16 protein-coding genes, 2 tRNA genes and 4 rRNA genes are annotated in these 21,635 nt (G+C 50.9%); 20 read left to right on the forward strand and 2 right to left on the reverse strand.

Translation table 11 applies throughout. The features are described 5' to 3' along the window. Positions 1–36: 36 nt before the first annotated feature. The 4 genes from yaaA to gyrB are packed head-to-tail and all read left to right on the forward strand — an operon-like array spanning position 37 to position 3,628. Positions 37–264 (forward strand): S4 domain-containing protein YaaA, encoded by a 228-nt coding sequence (gene yaaA, locus NSQ73_RS30195; protein ID WP_039295744.1) that lies wholly within the window; start codon positions 37–39, stop codon positions 262–264. A 23-nt stretch (positions 265–287) separates the two neighbouring features. Next, positions 288–1,406 (forward strand): DNA replication/repair protein RecF, encoded by a 1,119-nt coding sequence (gene recF, locus NSQ73_RS30200; protein ID WP_039295741.1) that lies wholly within the window; start codon positions 288–290, stop codon positions 1,404–1,406. A 16-nt stretch (positions 1,407–1,422) separates the two neighbouring features. Then, complete coding sequence (remB, locus tag NSQ73_RS30205; protein WP_039295738.1) at positions 1,423–1,671, forward strand: extracellular matrix regulator RemB; 249 nt, start codon at positions 1,423–1,425, stop codon at positions 1,669–1,671. A 46-nt stretch (positions 1,672–1,717) separates the two neighbouring features. Next, on the forward strand, positions 1,718–3,628 hold the full coding sequence (gyrB, locus tag NSQ73_RS30210) for a DNA topoisomerase (ATP-hydrolyzing) subunit B (protein ID WP_042132667.1): 1,911 nt from the start codon (positions 1,718–1,720) through the stop codon (positions 3,626–3,628). A gap of 87 nt (positions 3,629–3,715) precedes the next feature. Here gyrB and NSQ73_RS30215 read toward each other — a convergent pair whose 3' ends face one another. Then, a complete protein-coding gene (locus NSQ73_RS30215) occupies positions 3,716–4,603 on the reverse strand; it encodes a YheC/YheD family protein (protein ID WP_340989907.1) in 888 nt (295 codons plus the stop codon). A 343-nt stretch (positions 4,604–4,946) separates the two neighbouring features. On the opposite strand from NSQ73_RS30215, the gene gyrA reads away from it, so the two are divergent. The 9 genes from gyrA (at position 4,947) to NSQ73_RS30260 (ending at position 15,143) form a co-directional block, all read left to right on the forward strand. Beyond that, positions 4,947–7,493 (forward strand): DNA gyrase subunit A, encoded by a 2,547-nt coding sequence (gene gyrA, locus NSQ73_RS30220; protein ID WP_340989909.1) that lies wholly within the window; start codon positions 4,947–4,949, stop codon positions 7,491–7,493. Between the two features lie 146 nt (positions 7,494–7,639). Beyond that, positions 7,640–8,740: an HD-GYP domain-containing protein gene (locus NSQ73_RS30225; protein WP_042132672.1), complete on the forward strand. Its 1,101-nt coding sequence runs from the start codon at positions 7,640–7,642 to the stop codon at positions 8,738–8,740. Positions 8,741–9,118: 378 nt separating this feature from the next. Beyond that, positions 9,119–10,676 (forward strand): 16S ribosomal RNA (locus tag NSQ73_RS30230). Positions 10,677–10,801: 125 nt separating this feature from the next. Beyond that, positions 10,802–10,918: ribosomal RNA gene (gene rrf, locus NSQ73_RS30235) — 5S ribosomal RNA — on the forward strand. Between the two features lie 44 nt (positions 10,919–10,962). Further along, positions 10,963–11,039: transfer RNA gene (locus NSQ73_RS30240), tRNA-Ile, on the forward strand. A 29-nt stretch (positions 11,040–11,068) separates the two neighbouring features. After that, a tRNA-Ala gene (locus tag NSQ73_RS30245) sits at positions 11,069–11,144 on the forward strand. Positions 11,145–11,344: 200 nt separating this feature from the next. Next, a 23S ribosomal RNA gene (locus NSQ73_RS30250) occupies positions 11,345–14,275 on the forward strand. A 78-nt stretch (positions 14,276–14,353) separates the two neighbouring features. Beyond that, positions 14,354–14,470: ribosomal RNA gene (rrf, locus tag NSQ73_RS30255) — 5S ribosomal RNA — on the forward strand. Together the 16S, 23S and 5S rRNA genes with 2 tRNA genes alongside form the textbook arrangement of a ribosomal RNA operon. Before the next feature lie 259 nt (positions 14,471–14,729). After that, positions 14,730–15,143, forward strand: coding sequence for a hypothetical protein (locus tag NSQ73_RS30260; protein WP_340989911.1), 414 nt, complete (start codon positions 14,730–14,732; stop codon positions 15,141–15,143). An 84-nt stretch (positions 15,144–15,227) separates the two neighbouring features. Here the strand turns inward: NSQ73_RS30260 and NSQ73_RS30265 are convergent, their stop codons facing one another. After that, positions 15,228–15,752, reverse strand: a complete 525-nt coding sequence (locus NSQ73_RS30265) for a hypothetical protein (RefSeq protein ID WP_042132673.1) — start codon at positions 15,750–15,752, stop codon at positions 15,228–15,230. A 209-nt stretch (positions 15,753–15,961) separates the two neighbouring features. On the opposite strand from NSQ73_RS30265, the gene NSQ73_RS30270 reads away from it, so the two are divergent. The 7 genes from NSQ73_RS30270 (at position 15,962) to NSQ73_RS30300 (ending at position 21,628) form a co-directional block, all read left to right on the forward strand. After that, positions 15,962–16,147, forward strand: a complete 186-nt coding sequence (locus tag NSQ73_RS30270) for a sigma factor G inhibitor Gin (protein ID WP_039305710.1) — start codon at positions 15,962–15,964, stop codon at positions 16,145–16,147. A 220-nt stretch (positions 16,148–16,367) separates the two neighbouring features. After that, on the forward strand, positions 16,368–18,116 hold the full coding sequence (locus NSQ73_RS30275) for an aminotransferase class I/II-fold pyridoxal phosphate-dependent enzyme (protein ID WP_340989912.1): 1,749 nt from the start codon (positions 16,368–16,370) through the stop codon (positions 18,114–18,116). Further along, positions 18,117–18,758 carry a dTMP kinase gene (tmk, locus tag NSQ73_RS30280; protein ID WP_039305713.1) on the forward strand — a complete coding sequence of 214 codons (642 nt, stop codon included), beginning with the start codon at positions 18,117–18,119 and terminating at the stop codon, positions 18,756–18,758. Between the two features lie 114 nt (positions 18,759–18,872). Next, the gene (locus NSQ73_RS30285; RefSeq protein ID WP_036723983.1) at positions 18,873–19,202 is read left to right on the forward strand and encodes a cyclic-di-AMP receptor; all 330 of its coding nucleotides are present in this window, start codon (positions 18,873–18,875) and stop codon (positions 19,200–19,202) included. Positions 19,203–19,242: 40 nt separating this feature from the next. Beyond that, positions 19,243–19,686 carry a YaaR family protein gene (locus tag NSQ73_RS30290; RefSeq protein ID WP_039305718.1) on the forward strand — a complete coding sequence of 148 codons (444 nt, stop codon included), beginning with the start codon at positions 19,243–19,245 and terminating at the stop codon, positions 19,684–19,686. A 17-nt stretch (positions 19,687–19,703) separates the two neighbouring features. Continuing rightward, complete coding sequence (gene holB / locus NSQ73_RS30295; RefSeq protein ID WP_042132675.1) at positions 19,704–20,678, forward strand: DNA polymerase III subunit delta'; 975 nt, start codon at positions 19,704–19,706, stop codon at positions 20,676–20,678. Positions 20,679–20,827: 149 nt separating this feature from the next. After that, positions 20,828–21,628 carry a PSP1 domain-containing protein gene (locus tag NSQ73_RS30300; protein WP_039305726.1) on the forward strand — a complete coding sequence of 267 codons (801 nt, stop codon included), beginning with the start codon at positions 20,828–20,830 and terminating at the stop codon, positions 21,626–21,628. Positions 21,629–21,635: the final 7 nt, after the last annotated feature.

Below are 21,635 nucleotides of genomic sequence, written 5' to 3' on the forward strand. Positions count from 1 at the left end.
ATGGCCTGTGGATAAGTGGTGGAAAGGACAAAAAAGATGAAAAAAATAGTTATCCACAGTGGATATATCAAGCTGGACCAGTTTTTGAAGCTGGCGGATTGTGTATCCACAGGTGGCATGGCCAAAGCGCTGCTGCAGGAAGGGCACGTACAAGTGAATGGGGAGAAAGAAGAACGGCGTGGCAGAAAGCTCTACCCGGGTGATAAGATAGAGGTACAGGATAACGGCGTATTCGAGGTTGAAGGCGGCGGAGTCAAAGAGTAGTACACCCAAGGAGGCACAGGGTCTTGTTTGTCAAAAATATCGGTCTGCAGTATTACCGCAACTATGGGCTGCTGCGTCTGGAGAGCCTGGGTGATGTGAACCTCATTCTCGGTCAGAACGCCCAAGGCAAAACAAATCTCATGGAGGCTTTGTTCGTCCTGGCGATGACCAAAAGCCACCGTACCTCCAAGGACAAGGAACTCATATCCTTCGATGCTCCTGCAGGTTCCGCACAGATTGTGGCCGAAGTGGAGCGCAAATACGGTGATCTTAAGCTGGAGCTTACCCTGTCACCCCAAGGCAAAAAAGCCAGAATTAACGGACTGGAGCAGCGCCGGCTTAGTGAATTCGTAGGTTCACTGAATGTGGTGATGTTTGCTCCGGAGGATCTCGAGATTGTCAAAGGCACCCCGGGCATCAGGCGCCGGTTCCTTGACATGGAGATTGGCCAGGTCCAGCCCAGCTACCTGTTTCACCTGCAGCAATACCAGAAGGTGCTGCTCCAAAGAGGGAATCTGCTGAAGCAGCTATGGGGAAAAGAAGCTGCCGGCAAGGAGCTTCTGGAGATATGGGATGCGCAACTTATAGAGCATGGTGTTAAAATCGTCAAAAAAAGGAAACAATTCATAAAGAAGCTGCAGATATGGGCAGAAAGCATCCATCGCGGCATTACAAACGGCGGAGAAGAGCTCAAACTGCTCTATGTCCCCTCTTTCGGTGAGCGTGAAGAGGAAGATGAAGCTGTCTTATTGGACAAATTTATGTTAAAGTTATCACAAACAAGAGATCAGGAAATCAGGCGCGGCATGACGCTGACGGGTCCCCATAGGGATGACCTGTCCTTTTTTATCAACGGAAGAGAAGCTCAGGTCTACGGTTCCCAGGGACAGCAACGTACGGCAGCTTTATCGCTCAAGCTGGCGGAAATTGAACTGATCCATGAGGAGATCGGAGAGTATCCTGTGCTGCTTCTTGATGATGTTTTGTCCGAACTTGATCCCTATCGTCAGACCCAGCTTATCGAAACCTTTCAAAGCAAGGTACAGACCTTCATCACCGCCACCGGTGTAGAGGGACTGAATGCCGATAAATTAAAAGGCGCAAGCCTGTATCATGTGCACGGCGGCACAGTGGAGCTATAAAGAGCGGAGGAAGACCATGTATATTCATTTGGGCGGAGAGAAAATTATTCGATCCTCAGAGTTGATTGCTATATTTGATATATCGATTGAGAAGTCCTCCAAGGTGTCGAAGCAATTTATGACTCATTCCCAGCAGGATAAGAAGCTGGAGCGCATTGGTGAAGAGGAAGCGAAGTCTATTGTCGTCACCAAGAATACTGTCTACTACTCCCCTATCTCCTCCTCCACTCTCAAAAAAAGAGCCAAAATCTTGTTAGAAATATAATGTTTCGGTAGTTACAGGAGATAATCTGAAAGAAGTAGGTGAAGGCATGTCAATGAATCAACCGACATATGATGAGAGCCAGATTCAGGTACTGGAAGGGCTGGAAGCGGTTCGGAAACGTCCCGGCATGTACATTGGCTCCACTAGCGCCAAAGGTCTGCATCATTTGGTCTGGGAGGTTGTCGATAATAGTATCGATGAGGCGCTGGCAGGTTTTTGCGACCGGATTCAAGTGAAAATTCATGAAGATAACAGTGTGACTGTTATTGATAACGGCCGGGGAATACCTGTCGGCGAGAACGTAAAGCTGAAGAAATCCACGCTTGAAGTCGTAATGACTGTCCTGCATGCAGGCGGTAAATTTGGCGGCGGGGGTTACAAGGTTTCCGGCGGTCTTCACGGTGTGGGGATCTCGGTAGTTAACGCACTGTCCGAGAAGGTAGTTGTAACGGTCAAACGTGACGGACATGTCTACCAGCAGGAATACAGACGCGGTGCGCCGCAATATGATATCAAGGTAATTGGCGATACCGAGGAGACAGGAACGACAACAACCTTCCATCCGGATCCGGAGATCTTTACCGAGACTACTGTGTTTGAATATTCCACTCTGCTTACCCGCATCCGCGAGCTTGCCTTCCTGAACAAGGGCATTGAGCTGTCTCTGCTGGATGAACGGACCGGAGTGTCCAATACGTTCAAGTATGACGGCGGTATTGTGGAGTATGTGAAGTATCTCAACGAGAAAAAAGAAGCCCTGCATGATGATCCGATCTACGTGGAAGGCTCACGGGATATGATCGCCGTTGAAGTGGCTCTCCAATATAACGATTCTTATACAGAGAACATCTATTCCTTCGCCAACAATATCAACACCCATGAGGGCGGAACGCATGAATCCGGCTTCAAGAGTGCTTTGACGCGGATTATCAATGATTATGCCCGCAAGGCAGGCGTAATCAAGGATAGCAGCCAGAATCTTACCGGAGATGATGTCCGTGAAGGTCTGACGGCGATTATTTCCGTCAAAATTCCTGAGCCGCAGTTCGAAGGCCAAACCAAGACCAAACTGGGGAACAGTGAAGTCCGCGGGATCGTCGAATCTCTGTTCGGCGAGAAGCTGCAGGAGTTCCTGGAAGAGAATCCTGCTGTCTCACGCAAGGTGCTGGAGAAGTCGCTGCAGGCTTCCCGTGCCCGTGAAGCGGCCCGCAAGGCCCGTGAGCTGACCCGCCGTAAGAGTGCCCTTGAAGTCAGCGCCCTTCCGGGCAAGCTGGCTGACTGCTCCTCCAAGGATGCGTCGATCAGTGAGCTGTACATCGTCGAAGGTGACTCTGCGGGCGGATCGGCCAAGCAAGGCCGTGACCGTCATTTCCAGGCGATCCTGCCGCTGCGCGGTAAGATCCTGAACGTAGAGAAAGCCCGGCTCGACCGGATCTTGTCCAATGCGGAAATCCGGGCGATTATTACCGCTCTCGGGACTAGCATCAGCGATGATTTTGATCTGTCGAAGGCACGTTACCACAAGGTTGTAATTATGACCGATGCGGACGTCGACGGTGCCCACATCAGAACCTTGCTGCTGACGTTCTTCTACCGCTACATGCGGAAGATTGTCGATGCCGGATATATCTATATCGCCCAGCCGCCGTTGTTCAAGATCGAACGCAACAAAGTCATCCGCTATGCGCAGACCGAGAAGGAACGCGATGAGATCATTGCCGGCTTTGGTGAGAACGTCAAAGTAAACGTTCAGCGCTACAAAGGTCTGGGTGAGATGAATGCCGCGCAGCTTTGGGATACTACAATGGATCCTGAGAGCCGCACGATGCTGCAGGTAACGATTGAGGATGCGATGCTGGCTGACAGCATTTTCGATACACTGATGGGTGATAACGTAGAGCCGCGCCGTGAATTCATTCAGGAGCATGCCCAATCCGTCAAAAATCTCGATATTTAAATGCAAGCTGTATAACGAACCTCCGGTCCTCCCTTATAGGGGGGACCGGAGGTTTTTTAATGCAGGCAGAGAGTTTTTGGCGTGATTTTAATGCTTGACTGTTCGTCTGCGGCGGTAGGTTGGCGACGGGCGGGTGCGCTTCAAACGTCCATAGGCAACAGCATAGCGGTAGATACGGCGGTAAATGGCTTTGTTCGGAAACATTTTGAAGACGATGATCGAAGGCAGTGTGTTCACTTCAAGCAGCCATAAATCATGATTCTGATCCATTGCCACATCCAGTCCAATTTCTTTGAGACCCGGATAGGCAGTTTCCAGCTGGGACCCGATTCTGACTCCCAGCGATTTCAGCTGCTGGATGGTTGCCGTCCTTTCTTCAGGCGTCATATGTTCTTTGAACAGGGCATCTACCGAAAAAATGCTGCCTCCGTTGTGATAGTTGGTGACCACCTTTTGCGGCGCAGCCACCCGCCCGAGCATGCCTGTAGTCTCCCAGGACCCCTGAAGATTCTTCTGGGTTAGTACCCGCAGGTCAAACGGCCGGTCCTGATGCTGAAGCAAATCAATGCCTTGCTGAACGAGATAGGAACGTCCCTTAATCCGCGGCAATAGGGCAGCATGAAGCTCTTCCGGTGTATTGAAGATTTCTGCATCCTTGGCGTATCTCAGAATATACATCAGCTTGGGTTCTGCCGGTGCTTCTGTTTCACATGTCAAAGGTTCTGTTTCCGGTTGGATGAAGTCCGGCTGCCGCTCGCTTGGGCTTAAATGAACCACCCGCTGTTCAGCTCTCATGACTCCGCTGCCGTAGGTGCCGCGGTCAGGTTTGATATACACCGTTCCGTACAGACCCAGCAGCTCTTTCAAATCTTCCAGGGCGTATTTACGTGTTTCCGGAATGAAGACCGAGAGCAGGCGGTTCTGAAGAATGACTTTCGTTTTTGCCCACTTGCTGGACACGCGCTGAATCCTCATTTTCTGCCTCCTTGGGTAGTTGTGCAGTTGCCGGTTTTGCCACAGATGAACGTATATCCGTTTGTTCATCTGTGGCGAATTTTCAGGACAATCTAACTAAACAATGTTATAATATAAGGATATGGGGTTATGCTTTTTTGGACGAAATCAGGGTCATAAAGCCATTCTTCTTGTCTTTACAGTCTATGTACTGAAGACACCAGCGGAAAGGGCGTATATCCTTATCCGTACTAAAAGAAAATCAATATAGAAGATAAAAGGCTATCATGTTTAATTGTGCTGCTTTTGTGAAAGTAATATAATAAAGGGTAGCGGTTTTTAACTGAAGGAGGTCCACCAACTCATGGCTGAACAAAATAACCCGCAAATCAGGGATCGGGACATTGGCGTGGAAATGCGCGAATCCTTTATGGATTACGCAATGAGCATCATTGTAAGCCGGGCTTTGCCGGATGTGCGGGACGGACTTAAGCCTGTTCACCGACGCATTTTGTTTGCGATGTCGGAACTTGGAATGTCCTCGGATAAACCTCACAAGAAATCAGCGAGAATCGTCGGTGAGGTTATCGGTAAGTATCACCCTCACGGTGACTCGGCGGTTTATGAAACAATGGTACGTATGGCACAGGATTTCTCCATGCGCTATATGCTCGTAGACGGCCACGGAAACTTCGGCTCTATTGACGGAGATATGGCAGCTGCGATGCGTTATACCGAAGCGAGGCTGTCCAAAATTGCCGGAGAAATGCTCCGCGATCTGAACAAAGAAACGGTTGACTTCGCTCCCAACTATGACGGTGAAGAGAATGAGCCTGTAGTATTGCCGGCGCGTTACCCTAACCTGCTTGTGAACGGGGTTTCGGGGATTGCGGTCGGTATGGCTACCAATATTCCTCCGCACAATCTGGGCGAGGTCATTGATGGTGTACAGGCAATGATCAAGAATCCTGACATTACGCCTATGGAGCTTATGGAATATATTCAGGGCCCGGATTTCCCGACGGCCGGTTATATTTTGGGCCGTGAAGGTATCCGTCAGGCTTACCGCACAGGACGCGGATCGGTTACGATGCGTGCCAAAGCGACGATTGAAGAGAATAACGGTAAAGCGCGGATTATTGTGCATGAGCTTCCTTACCAGGTCAACAAAGCCAGACTGGTTGAGAAGATTGCTGAATTGGTGCGTGAGAAACGTATCGAGGGCATTACGGATCTGCGTGATGAATCTGACCGTAACGGAATGCGTGTAGTCGTTGAAATGAGACGTGATGTGAATCCTAGCGTCGTACTCAATAACCTCTACAAACATACCTCTATGCAGTCTACCTTCGGGATTAACATGCTGGCTATCGTCAATAATGAACCGAAGATTCTGAACCTGCGTGATGTGCTGTATCATTATTTGCAGCATCAGATCGAAGTTATCCGCCGCCGGACTGTATTTGACCTGAAGAAGGCGGAAGCCCGGGCGCATATTCTGGAAGGCCTGCGTGTTGCCCTCGATCATCTGGATGAGGTTATTGCTCTTATCCGTGCTTCACGGACAACAGATATTGCCCGTGAAGGCTTGATGGAGACCTTCAGTCTAAGCCTGGAGCAGGCTCAGGCGATCCTCGATATGCGGATGCAGCGCCTGACCGGTCTGGAACGTGAGAAGATTGAGAATGAATATAACGAATTGCTCGCCAAAATCACTGAATACAAGGAGATTCTGGCTAACGAGCATCTCGTACTGGAGATTATCAGCAATGAGCTGCAGGAGATTCGTGATAAGTACTCTGATGACCGCCGTACGGAAATTACGGTTGGGGAAGAGAGTATTCTCGATGAGGATCTAATTCCGCGTGAAGAGGTTGTAATCACGATTACACATACCGGTTACATCAAACGTCTTCCGGTCAGCACATACCGCAGCCAGAAGCGCGGCGGCCGCGGGGTAATCGGGATGGACACCAAGGACCAGGACTTTGTGGAGCATCTCTTCGTGAGTAATTCCCATAACTACCTGATGTTCTTCACCGACAAGGGTAAAGTGTACCGGATTAAGGCTTATGAGATTCCGGAGCTCGGTCGTACCGCCCGGGGAACGCCGATCATCAACCTGATTCAAATTGAGCAGGGCGAGAAGATTAGTGCGGTAATCCAGGTGGAGGAAGCGGACAGCGACAAATATCTGTTCTTCGCTACCCGCGAGGGAATCGTGAAGAAGACGCCTCTTGAAGACTACAACAACATCCGCAAGGGCGGTCTGATAGCGATCAATCTGCGTGAGGAAGATTCACTGATCGAAGTGAAGCTGACAGATGGAGAGCAGAATCTGATTATTGGTACGGCACGCGGAATGTCGATTACTTTCTCGGAGAGCGATGTCCGTTCCATGGGCCGCAGTGCTACAGGGGTTAAAGGGATCACGCTGGATGACAATGACCATGTCATTGGTATGGACTGCGTAGATAAGGATCTTGAAGTGCTGATCGTAACTACCAAGGGTTATGGTAAACGGACGCCTGCCGGCGACTATCGTTCCCAGACACGCGGGGGTAAAGGCATCAAGACCATTAACCTTACCGATAAGAACGGTCCGGTAGTCGGGCTGAAGGTTGTCAAGACAGATGAGGACCTGATGATTATCACGACCAGCGGTACCCTGATCCGGACCAGTATGGATGGAATTTCTACCATGGGCCGGTACGCACAGGGCGTTAAGCTGATTAACATCCGTGAGGATGATGCAGTGGCTACGCTCTGCAGAGCGGATAAAGAGGAAGATGACTTGTCCGAGCAAGAGGACGGCGAAGAAATTCAAGGTGCAGTAGTAGAAGGCGATGGCGAAGTCAGCGAGCCTGAAGCGGAAACTGATACCGGGAACGAAGACGGTAGCGTCGAATAATCCTTTGCAGCAAAAGCATGAGTTTCTGATTATAGAAGCTCATGCTTTTTTATTTATGGAAAGGGAGTCCTCTCTCTAGCCGCTTGCCGGGTTACATACTATAATTAGAGAATTACAGGTGTCACAGAAATAAAGGGGCTGAATTTATGCCAAACATATCCGTTGGAGAGATCAAGGCGGGATCAAAGATTATTAAAGATGTAATTACTCCTTTGGGAGGAGTGTTATTCGGTAAAGGCAAGATCATACTTCCGCGGGATATTGAGATTCTCCAAGCTTTTTTGATAGGACAAGTTGAAATTGAGGGAGTTCAGGGAGAGGACAAAGCCCCAGAGGTGTCCAAACCGCCAGCGAAGCAGCAGACCGCCAAAGCAGGTGCGCTGATCAATGAGTCCGTACTAGCCAAAAGTAATTCTCCGCTTCATGATGAGTATGAGAAAATGCTGGTGCTTATCAAGCAGAGCTATCGTGCAGCAACCGCAGCGGTACTTCCGATTTTTGAATTGCGGAGCCAACTGGAGCTGTTGATTAGCCATTTGAAGGATTATCATGTCCTGAAGTTTGCACCGCGTGTCCTGTTTGACCAGGATTATAATTATCATAACGCTGTATTATCTGCCCTAACTTCATATAAAATTGCCCAGTGGTGCGGATATCCGCAAAAGGATTGGATGCAGGCTGCCTTTGCCGGCTTGCTTCATGATATAGGTAACATTAAGGTAGATGAGACTTTGCTGCACAAACCGACTCCCCTGACGGGTGCGGAGATAGAAGAAGTACGCAGGCACACCACTTATGGATACCAGCTGCTGCGTAATGTTACAGCAATCAACGAAGGCGTCAGACTAGCCGCCCTGCAGCATCATGAGAAGGTCGACGGTTCCGGTTATCCGCTTAAGCTGGAAGGCACCCAGATTCACTTCTACGCCAAGATTGTTGCAGTAGCCGATATCTTTCATGCCATGACGCTTGAAAAGGCCTACAGAAAGGCTCAGTCGCCTTATCTGGTACTGGAGCAGCTTCAGAAGGAGAGCTTCGGGAAGCTCGACCCGGTTATTGTACAAACCTTCATTCAAAAAACAACGGATCTGTATAATGGCACACGGATACGGCTCAGCGACGGGCGTCACGGAGAAATCATCTTCACGGATCGCACTAATCCCACAAGACCAATGGTTCAGGTAGAGGGCAGGATTGTGAATCTGGTCAATGAACGCGAGCTGCATATTCAGGAGATTATTGCTTAAGGGGAAGCGGGTACGATTAACAGAAGCTATGTCATCTGTGGCTGGCCGAGTACGGGCGGTTATTAGGGGCATAGCTTTTATAATTGATTTCAAAATAATGCTTGCAATCAGAATCCATACATGATATATTCTATTTCTGGCCGCGAAACATCAACGCCGAGCTCGAAAAGAAGTTAAAAAAAGAGCTTGCATTGATCGGTTGGATGTGATATATTATAAGAGTTGCTGGTGACGCGGTAAGCGGTGCTGACAACGAGCTTGATCTTTGAAAACTGAACAACGAGTGAGTATCGGAAATCACTTCGGTGAGATCCAAATTAGAGAATATAACAATTCTCGTCAGATGTTTCAAAATGAGCAATCGCTCTTTCTAAATACAATTTGGAGAGTTTGATCCTGGCTCAGGACGAACGCTGGCGGCATGCCTAATACATGCAAGTCGAGCGGAGTAAGAATGGAAGCTTGCTTCCATTCTTACTTAGCGGCGGACGGGTGAGTAACACGTAGGCAACCTGCCCTCAAGACTGGGATAACTACCGGAAACGGTAGCTAATACCGGATAATTTCTTTCCTCTCCTGAAGAGAGAATGAAAGGCGGAGCAATCTGCCACTTGGGGATGGGCCTGCGGCGCATTAGCTAGTTGGTGGGGTAACGGCTCACCAAGGCGACGATGCGTAGCCGACCTGAGAGGGTGAACGGCCACACTGGGACTGAGACACGGCCCAGACTCCTACGGGAGGCAGCAGTAGGGAATCTTCCGCAATGGGCGAAAGCCTGACGGAGCAATGCCGCGTGAGTGATGAAGGTTTTCGGATCGTAAAGCTCTGTTGCCAGGGAAGAACGTCCGGTAGAGTAACTGCTACCGGAGTGACGGTACCTGAGAAGAAAGCCCCGGCTAACTACGTGCCAGCAGCCGCGGTAATACGTAGGGGGCAAGCGTTGTCCGGAATTATTGGGCGTAAAGCGCGCGCAGGCGGTCATTTAAGTCTGGTGTTTAAACCTTGGGCTCAACCTGGGGTCGCACTGGAAACTGGGTGACTTGAGTACAGAAGAGGAAAGTGGAATTCCACGTGTAGCGGTGAAATGCGTAGATATGTGGAGGAACACCAGTGGCGAAGGCGACTTTCTGGGCTGTAACTGACGCTGAGGCGCGAAAGCGTGGGGAGCAAACAGGATTAGATACCCTGGTAGTCCACGCCGTAAACGATGAGTGCTAGGTGTTAGGGGTTTCGATACCCTTGGTGCCGAAGTTAACACAGTAAGCACTCCGCCTGGGGAGTACGGTCGCAAGACTGAAACTCAAAGGAATTGACGGGGACCCGCACAAGCAGTGGAGTATGTGGTTTAATTCGAAGCAACGCGAAGAACCTTACCAGGTCTTGACATCCCGATGAAAGCATTAGAGATAGTGCCCCTCTTCGGAGCATCGGAGACAGGTGGTGCATGGTTGTCGTCAGCTCGTGTCGTGAGATGTTGGGTTAAGTCCCGCAACGAGCGCAACCCTTGACTTTAGTTGCCAGCAGGTGAAGCTGGGCACTCTAGAGTGACTGCCGGTGACAAACCGGAGGAAGGTGGGGATGACGTCAAATCATCATGCCCCTTATGACCTGGGCTACACACGTACTACAATGGCCGGTACAACGGGAAGCGAAACCGCGAGGTGGAGCCAATCCCAGCAAAGCCGGTCTCAGTTCGGATTGCAGGCTGCAACTCGCCTGCATGAAGTCGGAATTGCTAGTAATCGCGGATCAGCATGCCGCGGTGAATACGTTCCCGGGTCTTGTACACACCGCCCGTCACACCACGAGAGTTTACAACACCCGAAGTCGGTGGGGTAACCCGCAAGGGAGCCAGCCGCCGAAGGTGGGGTAGATGATTGGGGTGAAGTCGTAACAAGGTAGCCGTATCGGAAGGTGCGGCTGGATCACCTCCTTTCTATGGAGAATCGTCACCTGCAACGGTGACATTCAAATCGGAAGCTAAAGCTTCCACAATAGAACCTTCGGGTTCGGACACTCACTCGTGTTCAGTTTTGAAAGAGCAAGTCTCTTTCGTATGCGTTTGGTGGCGATAGCGGAGGGGTTCCACACGTACCCATCCCGAACACGACCGTTAAGCCCTCCAGCGCCGATGGTACTTGGACCGAAGGGTCCTGGGAGAGTAGGACGCCGCCAAGCGAACAATCAATTTATTGGTTGATTCACAATGTTATCTGTTATATGGGCTTTTAGCTCAGTTGGTTAGAGCGCACCTCTGATAAGGGTGAGGTCGGTGGTTCGAGTCCACCAAGGCCCACCATATAACATTTTAGAATTGAATACCTATATGGGGCCATAGCTCAGCTGGGAGAGCGCCTGCCTTGCAAGCAGGAGGTCAGCGGTTCGATCCCGCTTGGCTCCACCAATACTTCTTTACAAGATTATATGCAAGAACTTGATCCTTGAAAACTGGATACCGAAACGAATTTGCGTTTTAGAACATCTTTTAGCTGAAACTTGTGTAAGCAAGTTGAAATAGTTATTAGTTGATACAATTCATTCGTCAGGAAATAACGGGCTTTGAAGCAATTCAATGTTCAATATTTCTCCTGCGGAGAAAATTGTGGTTAAGCTAATAAGAGCACACGGAGGATGCCTAGGCGCCAGGAGCCGACGAAGGACGTGGCGAACAACGAAACTGCCTCGGGGAGCTGTAAGCAAGCTTTGATCCGGGGGTGTCCGAATGGGGAAACCCAGCTGTGGTAATTCGCAGTTACTCATTTCTGAATACATAGGAAATGTAGAGGCAGACCAGGGGAACTGAAACATCTAAGTACCCTGAGGAAGAGAAAACAATAGTGATTCCGTCAGTAGCGGCGAGCGAACGCGGAACAGCCTAAACCAAGGGGCTTGCCCCTTGGGGTTGTGGGACGTCTCACATGGAGTTACAAAGGAATATGGTAGGCGAAGAGGTCTGGAAAGGCCCGCGATAGAGGTAAAAGCCCTGTAGCCTAAACTGTGTTCTCTCCGAGACGGATCCCGAGTAGTGCGGGGCACGTGAAACCCCGTATGAATCCAGCAGGACCATCTGCTAAGGCTAAATACTACCTGGCGACCGATAGTGAAACAGTACCGTGAGGGAAAGGTGAAAAGCACCCCGGAAGGGGAGTGAAATAGAACCTGAAACCGTGTGCTTACAAAAAGTCAGAGCCCTATTACTGGGTGATGGCGTGCCTTTTGTAGAATGAACCGGCGAGTTACGTTTAACATGCAAGGTTAAGGTGAGAAGCCGGAGCCGCAGCGAAAGCGAGTCTGAATAGGGCGATTGAGTATGTGGACGTAGACCCGAAACCGTGTGATCTACCCCTGTCCAGGGTGAAGGTGCGGTAACACGCACTGGAGGCCCGAACCCACGCATGTTGAAAAATGCGGGGATGAGGTGGGGGTAGCGGAGAAATTCCAATCGAACTCGGAGATAGCTGGTTCTCCCCGAAATAGCTTTAGGGCTAGCCTCGGTGAATGGAGTGGTGGAGGTAGAGCACTGATTGGGTGCGGGGCCCGCAAGGGTTACCAAGCTCAGTCAAACTCCGAATGCCATTAACTTCTTGCCGGGAGTCAGACAGTGAGTGCTAAGATCCATTGTCAAAAGGGAAACAGCCCAGACCATCAGCTAAGGTCCCCAAGTGTGTGTTAAGTGGGAAAGGATGTGGAGTTGCACAGACAACCAGGATGTTGGCTTAGAAGCAGCCACCATTGAAAGAGTGCGTAATAGCTCACTGGTCGAGTGACTCTGCGCCGAAAATGTAACGGGGCTAAACACACCACCGAAGCTATGGCTAGATACTTTGTATCTGGGGTAGGGGAGCGTTGTATGTAGGTTGAAGGTGTACCGTAAGGAGCGCTGGACAGCATACAAGTGAGAATGCCGGTATGAGTAACGAAAAGATCAGTGAGAATCTGATCCGCCGAAAGCCCAAGGTTTCCTGAGGAAGGCTCGTCCGCTCAGGGTAAGTCGGGACCTAAGGCGAGGCCGAAAGGCGTAGTCGAAGGACAACAGTTTGAAATTACTGTACCACCGTAATCCGCTATGAGCGATGGGGTGACGCAGGAGGGTAGTGACGCGGACTGATGGATGTGTCCGTCTAAGCAGTGAGGCTGATGTGTAGGCAAATCCGCACATCATTAAGGCTGGGCTGTGATGGGGAGCGAAAATTGTAGTAGCGAAGGTCATGATCTCACACTGCCAAGAAAAGCCTCTAGCCAGGAGAAGGTGCCCGTACCGCAAACCGACACAGGTAGGCGAGAAGAGAATTCTAAGGCGCGCGGAAGAACTCTCGTTAAGGAACTCGGCAAAATGACCTCGTAACTTCGGGAGAAGAGGTGCCTCGGTAGGGTGAATAGCCCGAGGGGGCCGCAGTGAAAAGGCCCAAGCGACTGTTTAGCAAAAACACAGGTCTGTGCGAAGCCGCAAGGCGAAGTATACGGGCTGACGCCTGCCCGGTGCTGGAAGGTTAAGGGGAGTGGTTAGGGGTTAAACCCGAAGCTGTGAACCGAAGCCCCAGTAAACGGCGGCCGTAACTATAACGGTCCTAAGGTAGCGAAATTCCTTGTCAGGTAAATTCTGACCCGCACGAATGGCGTAACGACTTGGGCGCTGTCTCAACGAGAGATCCGGTGAAATTTTAATACCTGTGAAGATGCAGGTTACCCGCGACAAGACGGAAAGACCCCATGGAGCTTTACTGCAGCTTGATATTGAATTTGGGTACGATCTGTACAGGATAGGTGGGAGCCGTTGAGGCAGGAGCGCAAGCTTCTGCGGAGGCGCCGTTGGGATACCACCCTGATCGTATCTAGGTTCTAACCTAGTGCCCTTACCGGGTACGGGGACCGTGTCAGGCGGGCAGTTTGACTGGGGCGGTCGCCTCCTAAAGAGTAACGGAGGCGTTCAAAGGTTCCCTCAGAATGGTTGGAAATCATTCGCAGAGTGCAAAGGCATAAGGGAGCTTGACTGCGAGACCTACAAGTCGAGCAGGGACGAAAGTCGGACTTAGTGATCCGGTGGTACCGCATGGAAGGGCCATCGCTCAACGGATAAAAGCTACCCTGGGGATAACAGGCTTATCTCCCCCAAGAGTCCACATCGACGGGGAGGTTTGGCACCTCGATGTCGGCTCATCGCATCCTGGGGCTGAAGTAGGTCCCAAGGGTTGGGCTGTTCGCCCATTAAAGCGGTACGCGAGCTGGGTTCAGAACGTCGTGAGACAGTTCGGTCCCTATCTGTCGTGGGCGCAGGAAATTTGAGAGGAGCTGTCCTTAGTACGAGAGGACCGGGATGGACGTACCGCTGGTGCATCAGTTGTTCCGCCAGGAGCATGGCTGAGTAGCTACGTACGGACGGGATAAGCGCTGAAAGCATCTAAGCGTGAAGCCCCCCTCAAGATGAGATTTCCCAATTAGTAAGACCCCTTGAAGACGACGAGGTAGATAGGTTGGAGGTGGAAGTGCAGCAATGCATGGAGCTGACCAATACTAATCGGTCGAGGGCTTATCCAACTTTCGAACAACGCAGATTCGTTTCGGATTCAGTTTTCAGGAATCAAATTCCTGAAGCATTTACGCTGTAAATGCCCGTTTGGTGGCGATAGCGGAGGGGTTCCACGCGTACCCATCCCGAACACGACCGTTAAGCCCTCCAGCGCCGATGGTACTTGGACCGAAGGGTCCTGGGAGAGTAGGACGCCGCCAAGCACATGAAGCCATTGTTGAGCAATCGACAATGGCTTTTTTGTTTATATAGTGAGAAAAAGAGGACAAATAAGCAGAAACAATAAATGAAACGCTTACAAACGAGTGACATTTTTGTTACCGACGTGTCGATAGTTCCAAGTATAATAGAAAAGTGCAAATATTAAGCAGAGGCCTTAATACGAATGAACTACAGATAAATTCTAACTTTGAATTTTCTTGCGTCTTTAGATGCATGGTAGAGGTAAGGAGGATTTAAGGTATGAAGCGAACCCAACCTTTATGGATATTAGTTATTCTTTGTATAGTTGGAGTTATGCTGGCCGGCTGCGGAACGAAGGAGCCGACCTGGGAGACTTTTGACGGTGCGCTCAATGAGAAAAGCTTTCCCGTTCCTAAAGAAGCCAGTTCCCCCGACAGGACCACTACGAACGTGGCTATGGATTATGTAAGGTACTCTTTACCAGGGCTGAAAGAGAAGAAGGGTGTACCTGAGCCTTATCTGGAGGAGATCAAGGCATGGGGATGGGAAGAGCAGAGTAATGAGGATTCCGGAAGCTCCCGCGTTTTTCAGAAGGAAGGACTTATTGTACACTTAACCGTGCATGATGGCTACTTCATTGTAATGATCCCGAAGGAAAAGAAAGTCACCACCAAAGGATTAAAAAGCAAATAAAAAAATCGCCATCCCTATACGGACGGCGATTTTTTTGTGTGGGATGCAAGTTGAATATGCGCCCGTATGTATGATCGCTTAAGATTATTGGGCGTAATAGGAGGCATCCGCCGGATTAAATTTCAGCATGCCGTCCTTCCCTTCGCTGCGCAGCCGCAGAAGAGTATACAGGCGGGGCAGCAGCAGCCAAAGATGGCATATTACTAAAGATGCGGTAAATGCAGGCGGTGCCCAGACGATAAAGAGCGCTGTAATACAGAGACCGATCCACAGGTTATGCATTTGTACTTTGCGGAAGATGCCATAGTTGATATATTGATCAGGCATATAACCGGGCCAGGGCAGGTGCAGGGACATTTTCCACCGTTTTACGATAGGGTGTCCGGAGATCAGCAGAACTGAACGTGAAATAACATATTGAATCCACAGCATTACGGGTCCGGCAATAATCATGAACAGAATGCTTAGCCAGGACAGGAAAACTGTCTCCAGCACAAGGAACACAAAAGGAAGTGCAATATAGACCCGCAGCAGGGATGCGGAAATATTAATTTTTTTGATAAGCTTGTATTGATAGAATGTAGCAGCGCCTTTGGTGTTTGGTTCCATAAAGAAAATTCAGACCTCCTCACAAGTTCTCTTGTTATTAATATCGGCCTAACCGTGTGTTTTATTAAACCCGGGATCAGATACACCGAATGGGCATTAGGCGAATATATATATTTCAGGCTATGAAGGATTAGGAAAAAACTATGAAAAGGTTTAAAATGATAGAAGGTGTACCATACTGATCTTAAAAGAGTCAAGGTGGGATGAATATGGAACAGCAAACCGCACAGGCCTGCATCATCTGCGGGCAAGAAAAGGAAGAGGGCATTGTGATTGTCTCGCATTTCATCTGTGAAGATTGTGAGAGTGAGATGGTGCGTACAGAGGCTGAAGATGCCAAGTACCGTTTTTTCATTGGCCGGATGAAGAAAATCAATCTGCAGAAGAATGCTTAACCCGAGAGCAGCAGCAACGATTTACAAGTAAGCATATAAAGAGCGGGCGGTGGATGTGTGTCGCGTTGGCTGCAAATAAAAGAGTTCCTCTAACGGTTTCTCCGCCAGGGTCTGGTGTGGGAAGCCGTTTTGTTGTTTCGGGAAGACTTTGCGCATAATAATAGGCGTTTGGGTGTATTTGCGTTAAAATAGAAGGTAACCCCCAGGGAAGGAAGAACAAATGAACAATTTACAGCCTGGCAGGGCACCTGTATACGAAATGCTGGAACAATATAGACTTAAGGGTAATATATCTTATCATGTGCCGGGGCACAAGAATGGCGAAGCTTACCGGAATACCGGGGGTGCAGGGTATCTGGCTGACGTGATGCGCTATGATGCGACCGAGATTACCGGAACGGATGATCTGCATCATCCTGAAGGGGTAATTCAGGAGGCACAGGAGCTGGCAGCGGATTGTTTCGGCGCAGAGGAGAGCTTCTTTCTGGTTGGCGGCAGCACAGCGGGGAACCTTGCACTTATCCTGACCGTTTGCTATGAGCCGGGAATGCTGCTTATTCTGCAGCGTAATGTCCACAAATCTGTAATCCACGGACTGATGCTGGCCGGGGCACACGCCGTGTTCCTGGAGCCGCAGATGGATCCTGGCAGCGGGCTTGCGGTGGCACCGGCGGCAGAAACGGTGCAGGCTGCACTGGCGGCATATCCGCAGGCTGCCGCCGTACTGGTTACCATGCCGAATTACTACGGCATGGGCAGCGATCTTGCGCCCCTCGCGCAGGCCTGTCACGACAGCGGGATTCCGCTGCTGGTGGATGAGGCGCACGGGGCGCATTACGGACAGCACCCGGCGCTTCCAGCCGGGGCGCTTGCCTGTGGCGCGGACGGCGTGGTGCAGTCCACGCACAAGATGCTGACGGCGCTGACGATGGGCGCCATGCTGCATGTGCAAGGGCCATGGCTCGACCGCGCGCTGCTCCGCCAGCGCCTCGCCATGGTGCAGAGCTCCAGCCCATCATACCCCGTGATGGCTTCGCTCGATCTGGCCCGGCGGCTGCTGCACAGCCAGCGCGCCGGTGCCTTCACGGCGGGGCTCGCCGCCGTGGACGTCCTGCGGCGCGGCCTGGCTTCGCTGCCGCGCTTCCAGCTGCTGCAGCCGGCCGGGCCGCTGCAGCGCATCTGCGGCGATGCTGACGCCGCAGAGACAGATACGCCGCCGCAGCGCGGGGCGGCGTACGGGACACAGGACCCCTTTAAGGCGGTCATTTATGACGCCGCCGGGGTCCTGGGGGGCTTCGAGCTGCAGCGCAGGCTCGAAGAAAGAGGGATCGTGCCGGAGATGAGCGACGACCGGCACGTGGTACTGGCCTTCAGCCTCGGCTCGAAGGCAGAGGATGCAGCGGTGCTGCTGGAGGCGCTGCGGGATATCGCGGCGCAGACAGCCTGCGGGGTGCCGCAGACGGAAGGCACAGAAGCAGCCTGTGACTCCGGGGCCAAGTATGCTGCTGGATCCGGCTCTGCTCTTGATGAGGCAGCAGGCGCTGGCCTTGTCGCTGCCTCTAGCCCTATCGCAGAATCTCAATCGGATCCCACCTCCATGACCATACTGGCGTCTGCATCATACAATAATGGGGAAGAGGCTATGTCAGCCTTTTCCAGCTCAAATTCCACGTGGAACAATTTCAGCGCATCGCTGATCTCAGCTCCGGTCCGGTTCTCCACGAAGCCGGTTGCCGCTGAGGAGACAGAGAGTATATCGCTTGAAGCAAGTGCGGGCAGGGTGGCGGCCGAAATGGTTATCCCCTATCCGCCCGGAATACCGCTGCTTTATCCCGGAGAGATCATAACAGAGTCCATATGCGGCAGGCTGGGCAGCCTCCGCGATGGCGGGGCTAAATTTCAGGCCTGTGCCGATCCCGCCTTACAGCATATTAAGGTATACAACATTCAGAAGGGCGGAGAAGTATAAGTGAAGCGAGAAGGTTTCTTCATTACTCTGGAGGGAGGCGACGGCTCCGGTAAAACAACCGTACTCGGCAGAGTAGCGGCTTATCTGCAGAATCATTCCATGCCCTACTTAATCACCCGCGAACCGGGCGGAATTGAAATCGCCGAGAAGATCCGCTCCATTATTCTGGACCCGGCCCATACGGCTATGGATGCCCGGACAGAAGCCCTGTTATACGCGGCAGCAAGAAGCCAGCATCTGGCGGAAGTAGTCGAGCCTGCACTGCAGGAGGGGATTACTGTGCTCTGCGACCGTTTTGTTGACAGCAGCCTGGTCTATCAAGGCTATGCAAGAGGACTTGGCATCGAGGAAGTGTGGGGAATTAACCGGTTCGCGACCGGCGGCAGGATGCCTGACCTTACCTTCTATCTTGATGTTGATCCTGAGGTGGGATTGTCTCGGATAGCAGCCAATCAGAACCGGGAAGTCAATCGTCTGGATCTGGAAAGCCTTGAATTTCACCAGAAGGTTAAGGCCGGTTATCAACTCGTGGTGGATTCCGATCCGCAGCGGATTGTTGTACTAGATGCCAACCGCCCGATCCATATGGTGGAGCAGGACATTGTACAGACACTGAAAGACCGGATATTAAAGGATTTCTAAGAGGTTTTGTCAAATAAACAATAGAGGTATAATGATTACACACAGACCTGCAGCGGGCTGGCTGCTGCTGCGAGAAATTCTGTGATTACACAACATGCAGGAGGGGAAACGAAGATGAATTTGATCATTGCAATTATCCAGGACAAGGACAGCAACCGGCTATCCAGTGAACTAGTCAAAGCGAATTTCCGTGCAACCAAGCTGGCCAGTACAGGCGGATTTCTGCGGGCGGGCAACACCACTTTTCTGATTGGGGTAGATGATATTCAGGTTGATGCAGTACTGAGTGTAATCCGCAACAGCTGTAAAGTACGTGAACAATTGGTCACACCTGTAACACCGATGAGCGGTACGACAGATTCATATTTGCCTCTTCCCGTGGAAGTTCAGGTAGGCGGAGCTACAGTATTCGTCCTTCCGGTTGATCGTTTCGAGCATTACTAACGCATAATATAGCAATAAACCATAAGGGCGGTAGATACCTTTGAAGATCAACCCGGGCTACAGGCCCTTAAAAAGTGAATTGTCGACCACGGAAGCTGACCGGCGGCCTGTTCAGCAAAAGAACTTTACCGATGTATTTCAACAGCAAAGTGAGCAAAAAACAATAGATGAACTGAACCGCCAGATTAAAGATATCCAGCAGCAAGGCGACCGGCTATCCAAATCCATGACCGTCCGTGAACTGGCTATCTACCGGAACATGATCAAACGGTTCCTGGAGGAGACCGCCCGCCGCGGAGTGATCCTGAAGGAGACCAAGGGCTGGGACCGGCGCGGCCGGGGCAAACGTTACAAGCTGCTGGATGAAATTGATGCCGCTCTGCTGAATATGGCAGATGATCTGCTGGACAGTGAGCAGGGCCGGATTGATCTGCTCGGACGGGTCGGAGAGATCCGCGGGCTGCTGATTAACCTTTCGTTCTGACAAACTTGGAGGAATATATGTCTTTTCATGATCTATTAGGCCAGGAGGATGCCAAGCGGCTGCTTCAAAATGCCTTACGCAAGGACGCTGTAAGTCATGCCTATCTGTTCACCGGTCCGCCAGGGAGCGGCCAGGTCAGAATGGCTATGACGTTCGCCCAAGCGATATTCTGCACGAAGTGCAAGGATGATGCCTGCGGGGAATGTCTGGAGTGCCGTAAGGTGGAGCATGGCAACCATCCCGATTTATCATTGCTGCGGCCCGACGGGGCGAGTATTAAGATTGACCAGATCCGTGAACTTCAGCGTGTTTTTTCCTACCGCTCGGAAGGAATTAACCCGAAGGTTTATATTATAGAAGGAGCGGACAAAATGACGGTGCAAGCCGCCAACAGTCTGCTGAAATTTCTGGAGGAGCCTCCTGCTCCTGCGGTAGGAATTCTTATCTCCGATAACAGCAGTTCCCTGCTGCCGACGATCCAGTCCAGAACCCAGCGCATTCCCTTTAGCCCGCTGCATCCGGATATTATGCTTCAGGCGCTGTCCAGTGAAGGGGTTCCGGTGCCGCTGGCACGGTGCGCGGTATCACTGACTGCAGGTCTTGACGGCTGCAGGGAACTTTTGGCACAGAATTGGTTTGCAGAAATGAGAAATCTAGTGTTACAATTAGCAAAGGAGTCTTTGGGCAAAGGCAGCTCCGCAGTAGCAACTGCAGGGCAGAAGGTGTTCAAGACCGGGCTTGGTGAACATTTGGATATTCTATTCAGCATGTTTCACTTATGGTTCAAAGATATGCTCTACTTCCTGTACCGAAAGCACGAAAGTATCGTTTTCATAGATCAGTTAGACTTCATTTCCAAGGCTGCCCGTCAGCGGAGTACGGAACAATGGGTGGCTTACATGGAATTTGCGGTGGAGAGCAAGCGCAGGCTCCGCTCCAATACCAATACCCAGTTGTGTTTGGAGCAGTTCTTAATCCGGTTAGAAAGTTAACAGGCCGGGTTATTTATGATAAATCCTCCGGATAAACGCTTCAGCACCTGGAAGTACGGGTTTAACGGATGAGGAAGGACAAGCATGAATCATCTGGGAAGCAGGCTTGCTTAAGGATTCCTTTTACCGGCAAACAAGGGGGTTAATTTTTGTACAGCGTAGTAGGTGTCCGCTTCAAAAAAGCGGGTAAAATATATTATTTTGATCCACTTGATTTCCCGATTGAGCGCGATCAATGCGTTATTGTTGAGACAGCAAGAGGGGTCGAATACGGTAAGGTTGTCGTTGGCAAAAAAGAGGTGCAGGAAGCAGACGTTGTACTGCCGCTCAAGAAGGTCATGCGTATTGCCGGTGAAACCGACGCCCGTGTGGTCGAAGAGAACAAAGGTGCTGCAAAGGACGCTTTTACCACCTGTTTAAATAAAATCCGCGATCATGGCCTCAAAATGAAGCTCGTGGATGTGGAATTTACGTTTGACCGTAATAAGATCATTTTTTATTTCACTGCCGAGGGCCGCGTGGATTTCCGCGAACTGGTTAAGGACCTGGCAAGTATTTTCCGAACCCGCATCGAGCTCCGGCAAATTGGTGTGCGTGATGAAGCCAAGATGCTTGGCGGACTTGGACCTTGCGGACGGGTGCTCTGCTGCTCCTCCTGGCTGGGTGATTTCGAGCCGGTGTCCATCAAGATGGCCAAGGACCAGAATCTCTCGCTGAACCCGACCAAGATCTCGGGATTATGCGGACGGCTGATGTGTTGTCTGAAGTTTGAGCATGATAATTATGAGAGCACGAAGGAAGAAATGCCGGCGGTAGGCAAAATCGTCGTAACCTCACTGGGTGATGGCAAAGTAGTAGGTATCAATGCCGGAAGCCGCACGGTTCATGTGCAGTTGTTTGAAGTGGGCAAAGTTAAAGAACTTCCAATGGATGATGTTGTCGTCAAGTAAACCATTA

It is taken from the genome of Paenibacillus sp. FSL R10-2736 (assembly GCF_038000245.1).
GTDB classification, from domain to species: domain Bacteria; phylum Bacillota; class Bacilli; order Paenibacillales; family Paenibacillaceae; genus Paenibacillus_AQ; species Paenibacillus_AQ phytohabitans.

Bases quoted from the DNA above. Each gene is read 5' to 3' on its own strand.
- yaaA (WP_039295744.1), top strand. From the start codon at position 37: ATGAAAAAAATAGTTATCCACAGTGGATATATCAAGCTGGACCAGTTT.
- remB (WP_039295738.1), top strand. From the start codon at position 1,423: ATGTATATTCATTTGGGCGGAGAGAAAATTATTCGATCCTCAGAGTTG.
- gyrB (WP_042132667.1), top strand. From the start codon at position 1,718: ATGTCAATGAATCAACCGACATATGATGAGAGCCAGATTCAGGTACTG.
- NSQ73_RS30215 (WP_340989907.1), bottom strand. From the start codon at position 4,603: ATGAGGATTCAGCGCGTGTCCAGCAAGTGGGCAAAAACGAAAGTCATT.
- gyrA (WP_340989909.1), top strand. From the start codon at position 4,947: ATGGCTGAACAAAATAACCCGCAAATCAGGGATCGGGACATTGGCGTG.
- NSQ73_RS30225 (WP_042132672.1), top strand. From the start codon at position 7,640: ATGCCAAACATATCCGTTGGAGAGATCAAGGCGGGATCAAAGATTATT.
- NSQ73_RS30260 (WP_340989911.1), top strand. From the start codon at position 14,730: ATGAAGCGAACCCAACCTTTATGGATATTAGTTATTCTTTGTATAGTT.
- NSQ73_RS30265 (WP_042132673.1), bottom strand. From the start codon at position 15,752: ATGGAACCAAACACCAAAGGCGCTGCTACATTCTATCAATACAAGCTT.
- NSQ73_RS30270 (WP_039305710.1), top strand. From the start codon at position 15,962: ATGGAACAGCAAACCGCACAGGCCTGCATCATCTGCGGGCAAGAAAAG.
- NSQ73_RS30275 (WP_340989912.1), top strand. From the start codon at position 16,368: ATGAACAATTTACAGCCTGGCAGGGCACCTGTATACGAAATGCTGGAA.
- NSQ73_RS30285 (WP_036723983.1), top strand. From the start codon at position 18,873: ATGAATTTGATCATTGCAATTATCCAGGACAAGGACAGCAACCGGCTA.
- holB (WP_042132675.1), top strand. From the start codon at position 19,704: ATGTCTTTTCATGATCTATTAGGCCAGGAGGATGCCAAGCGGCTGCTT.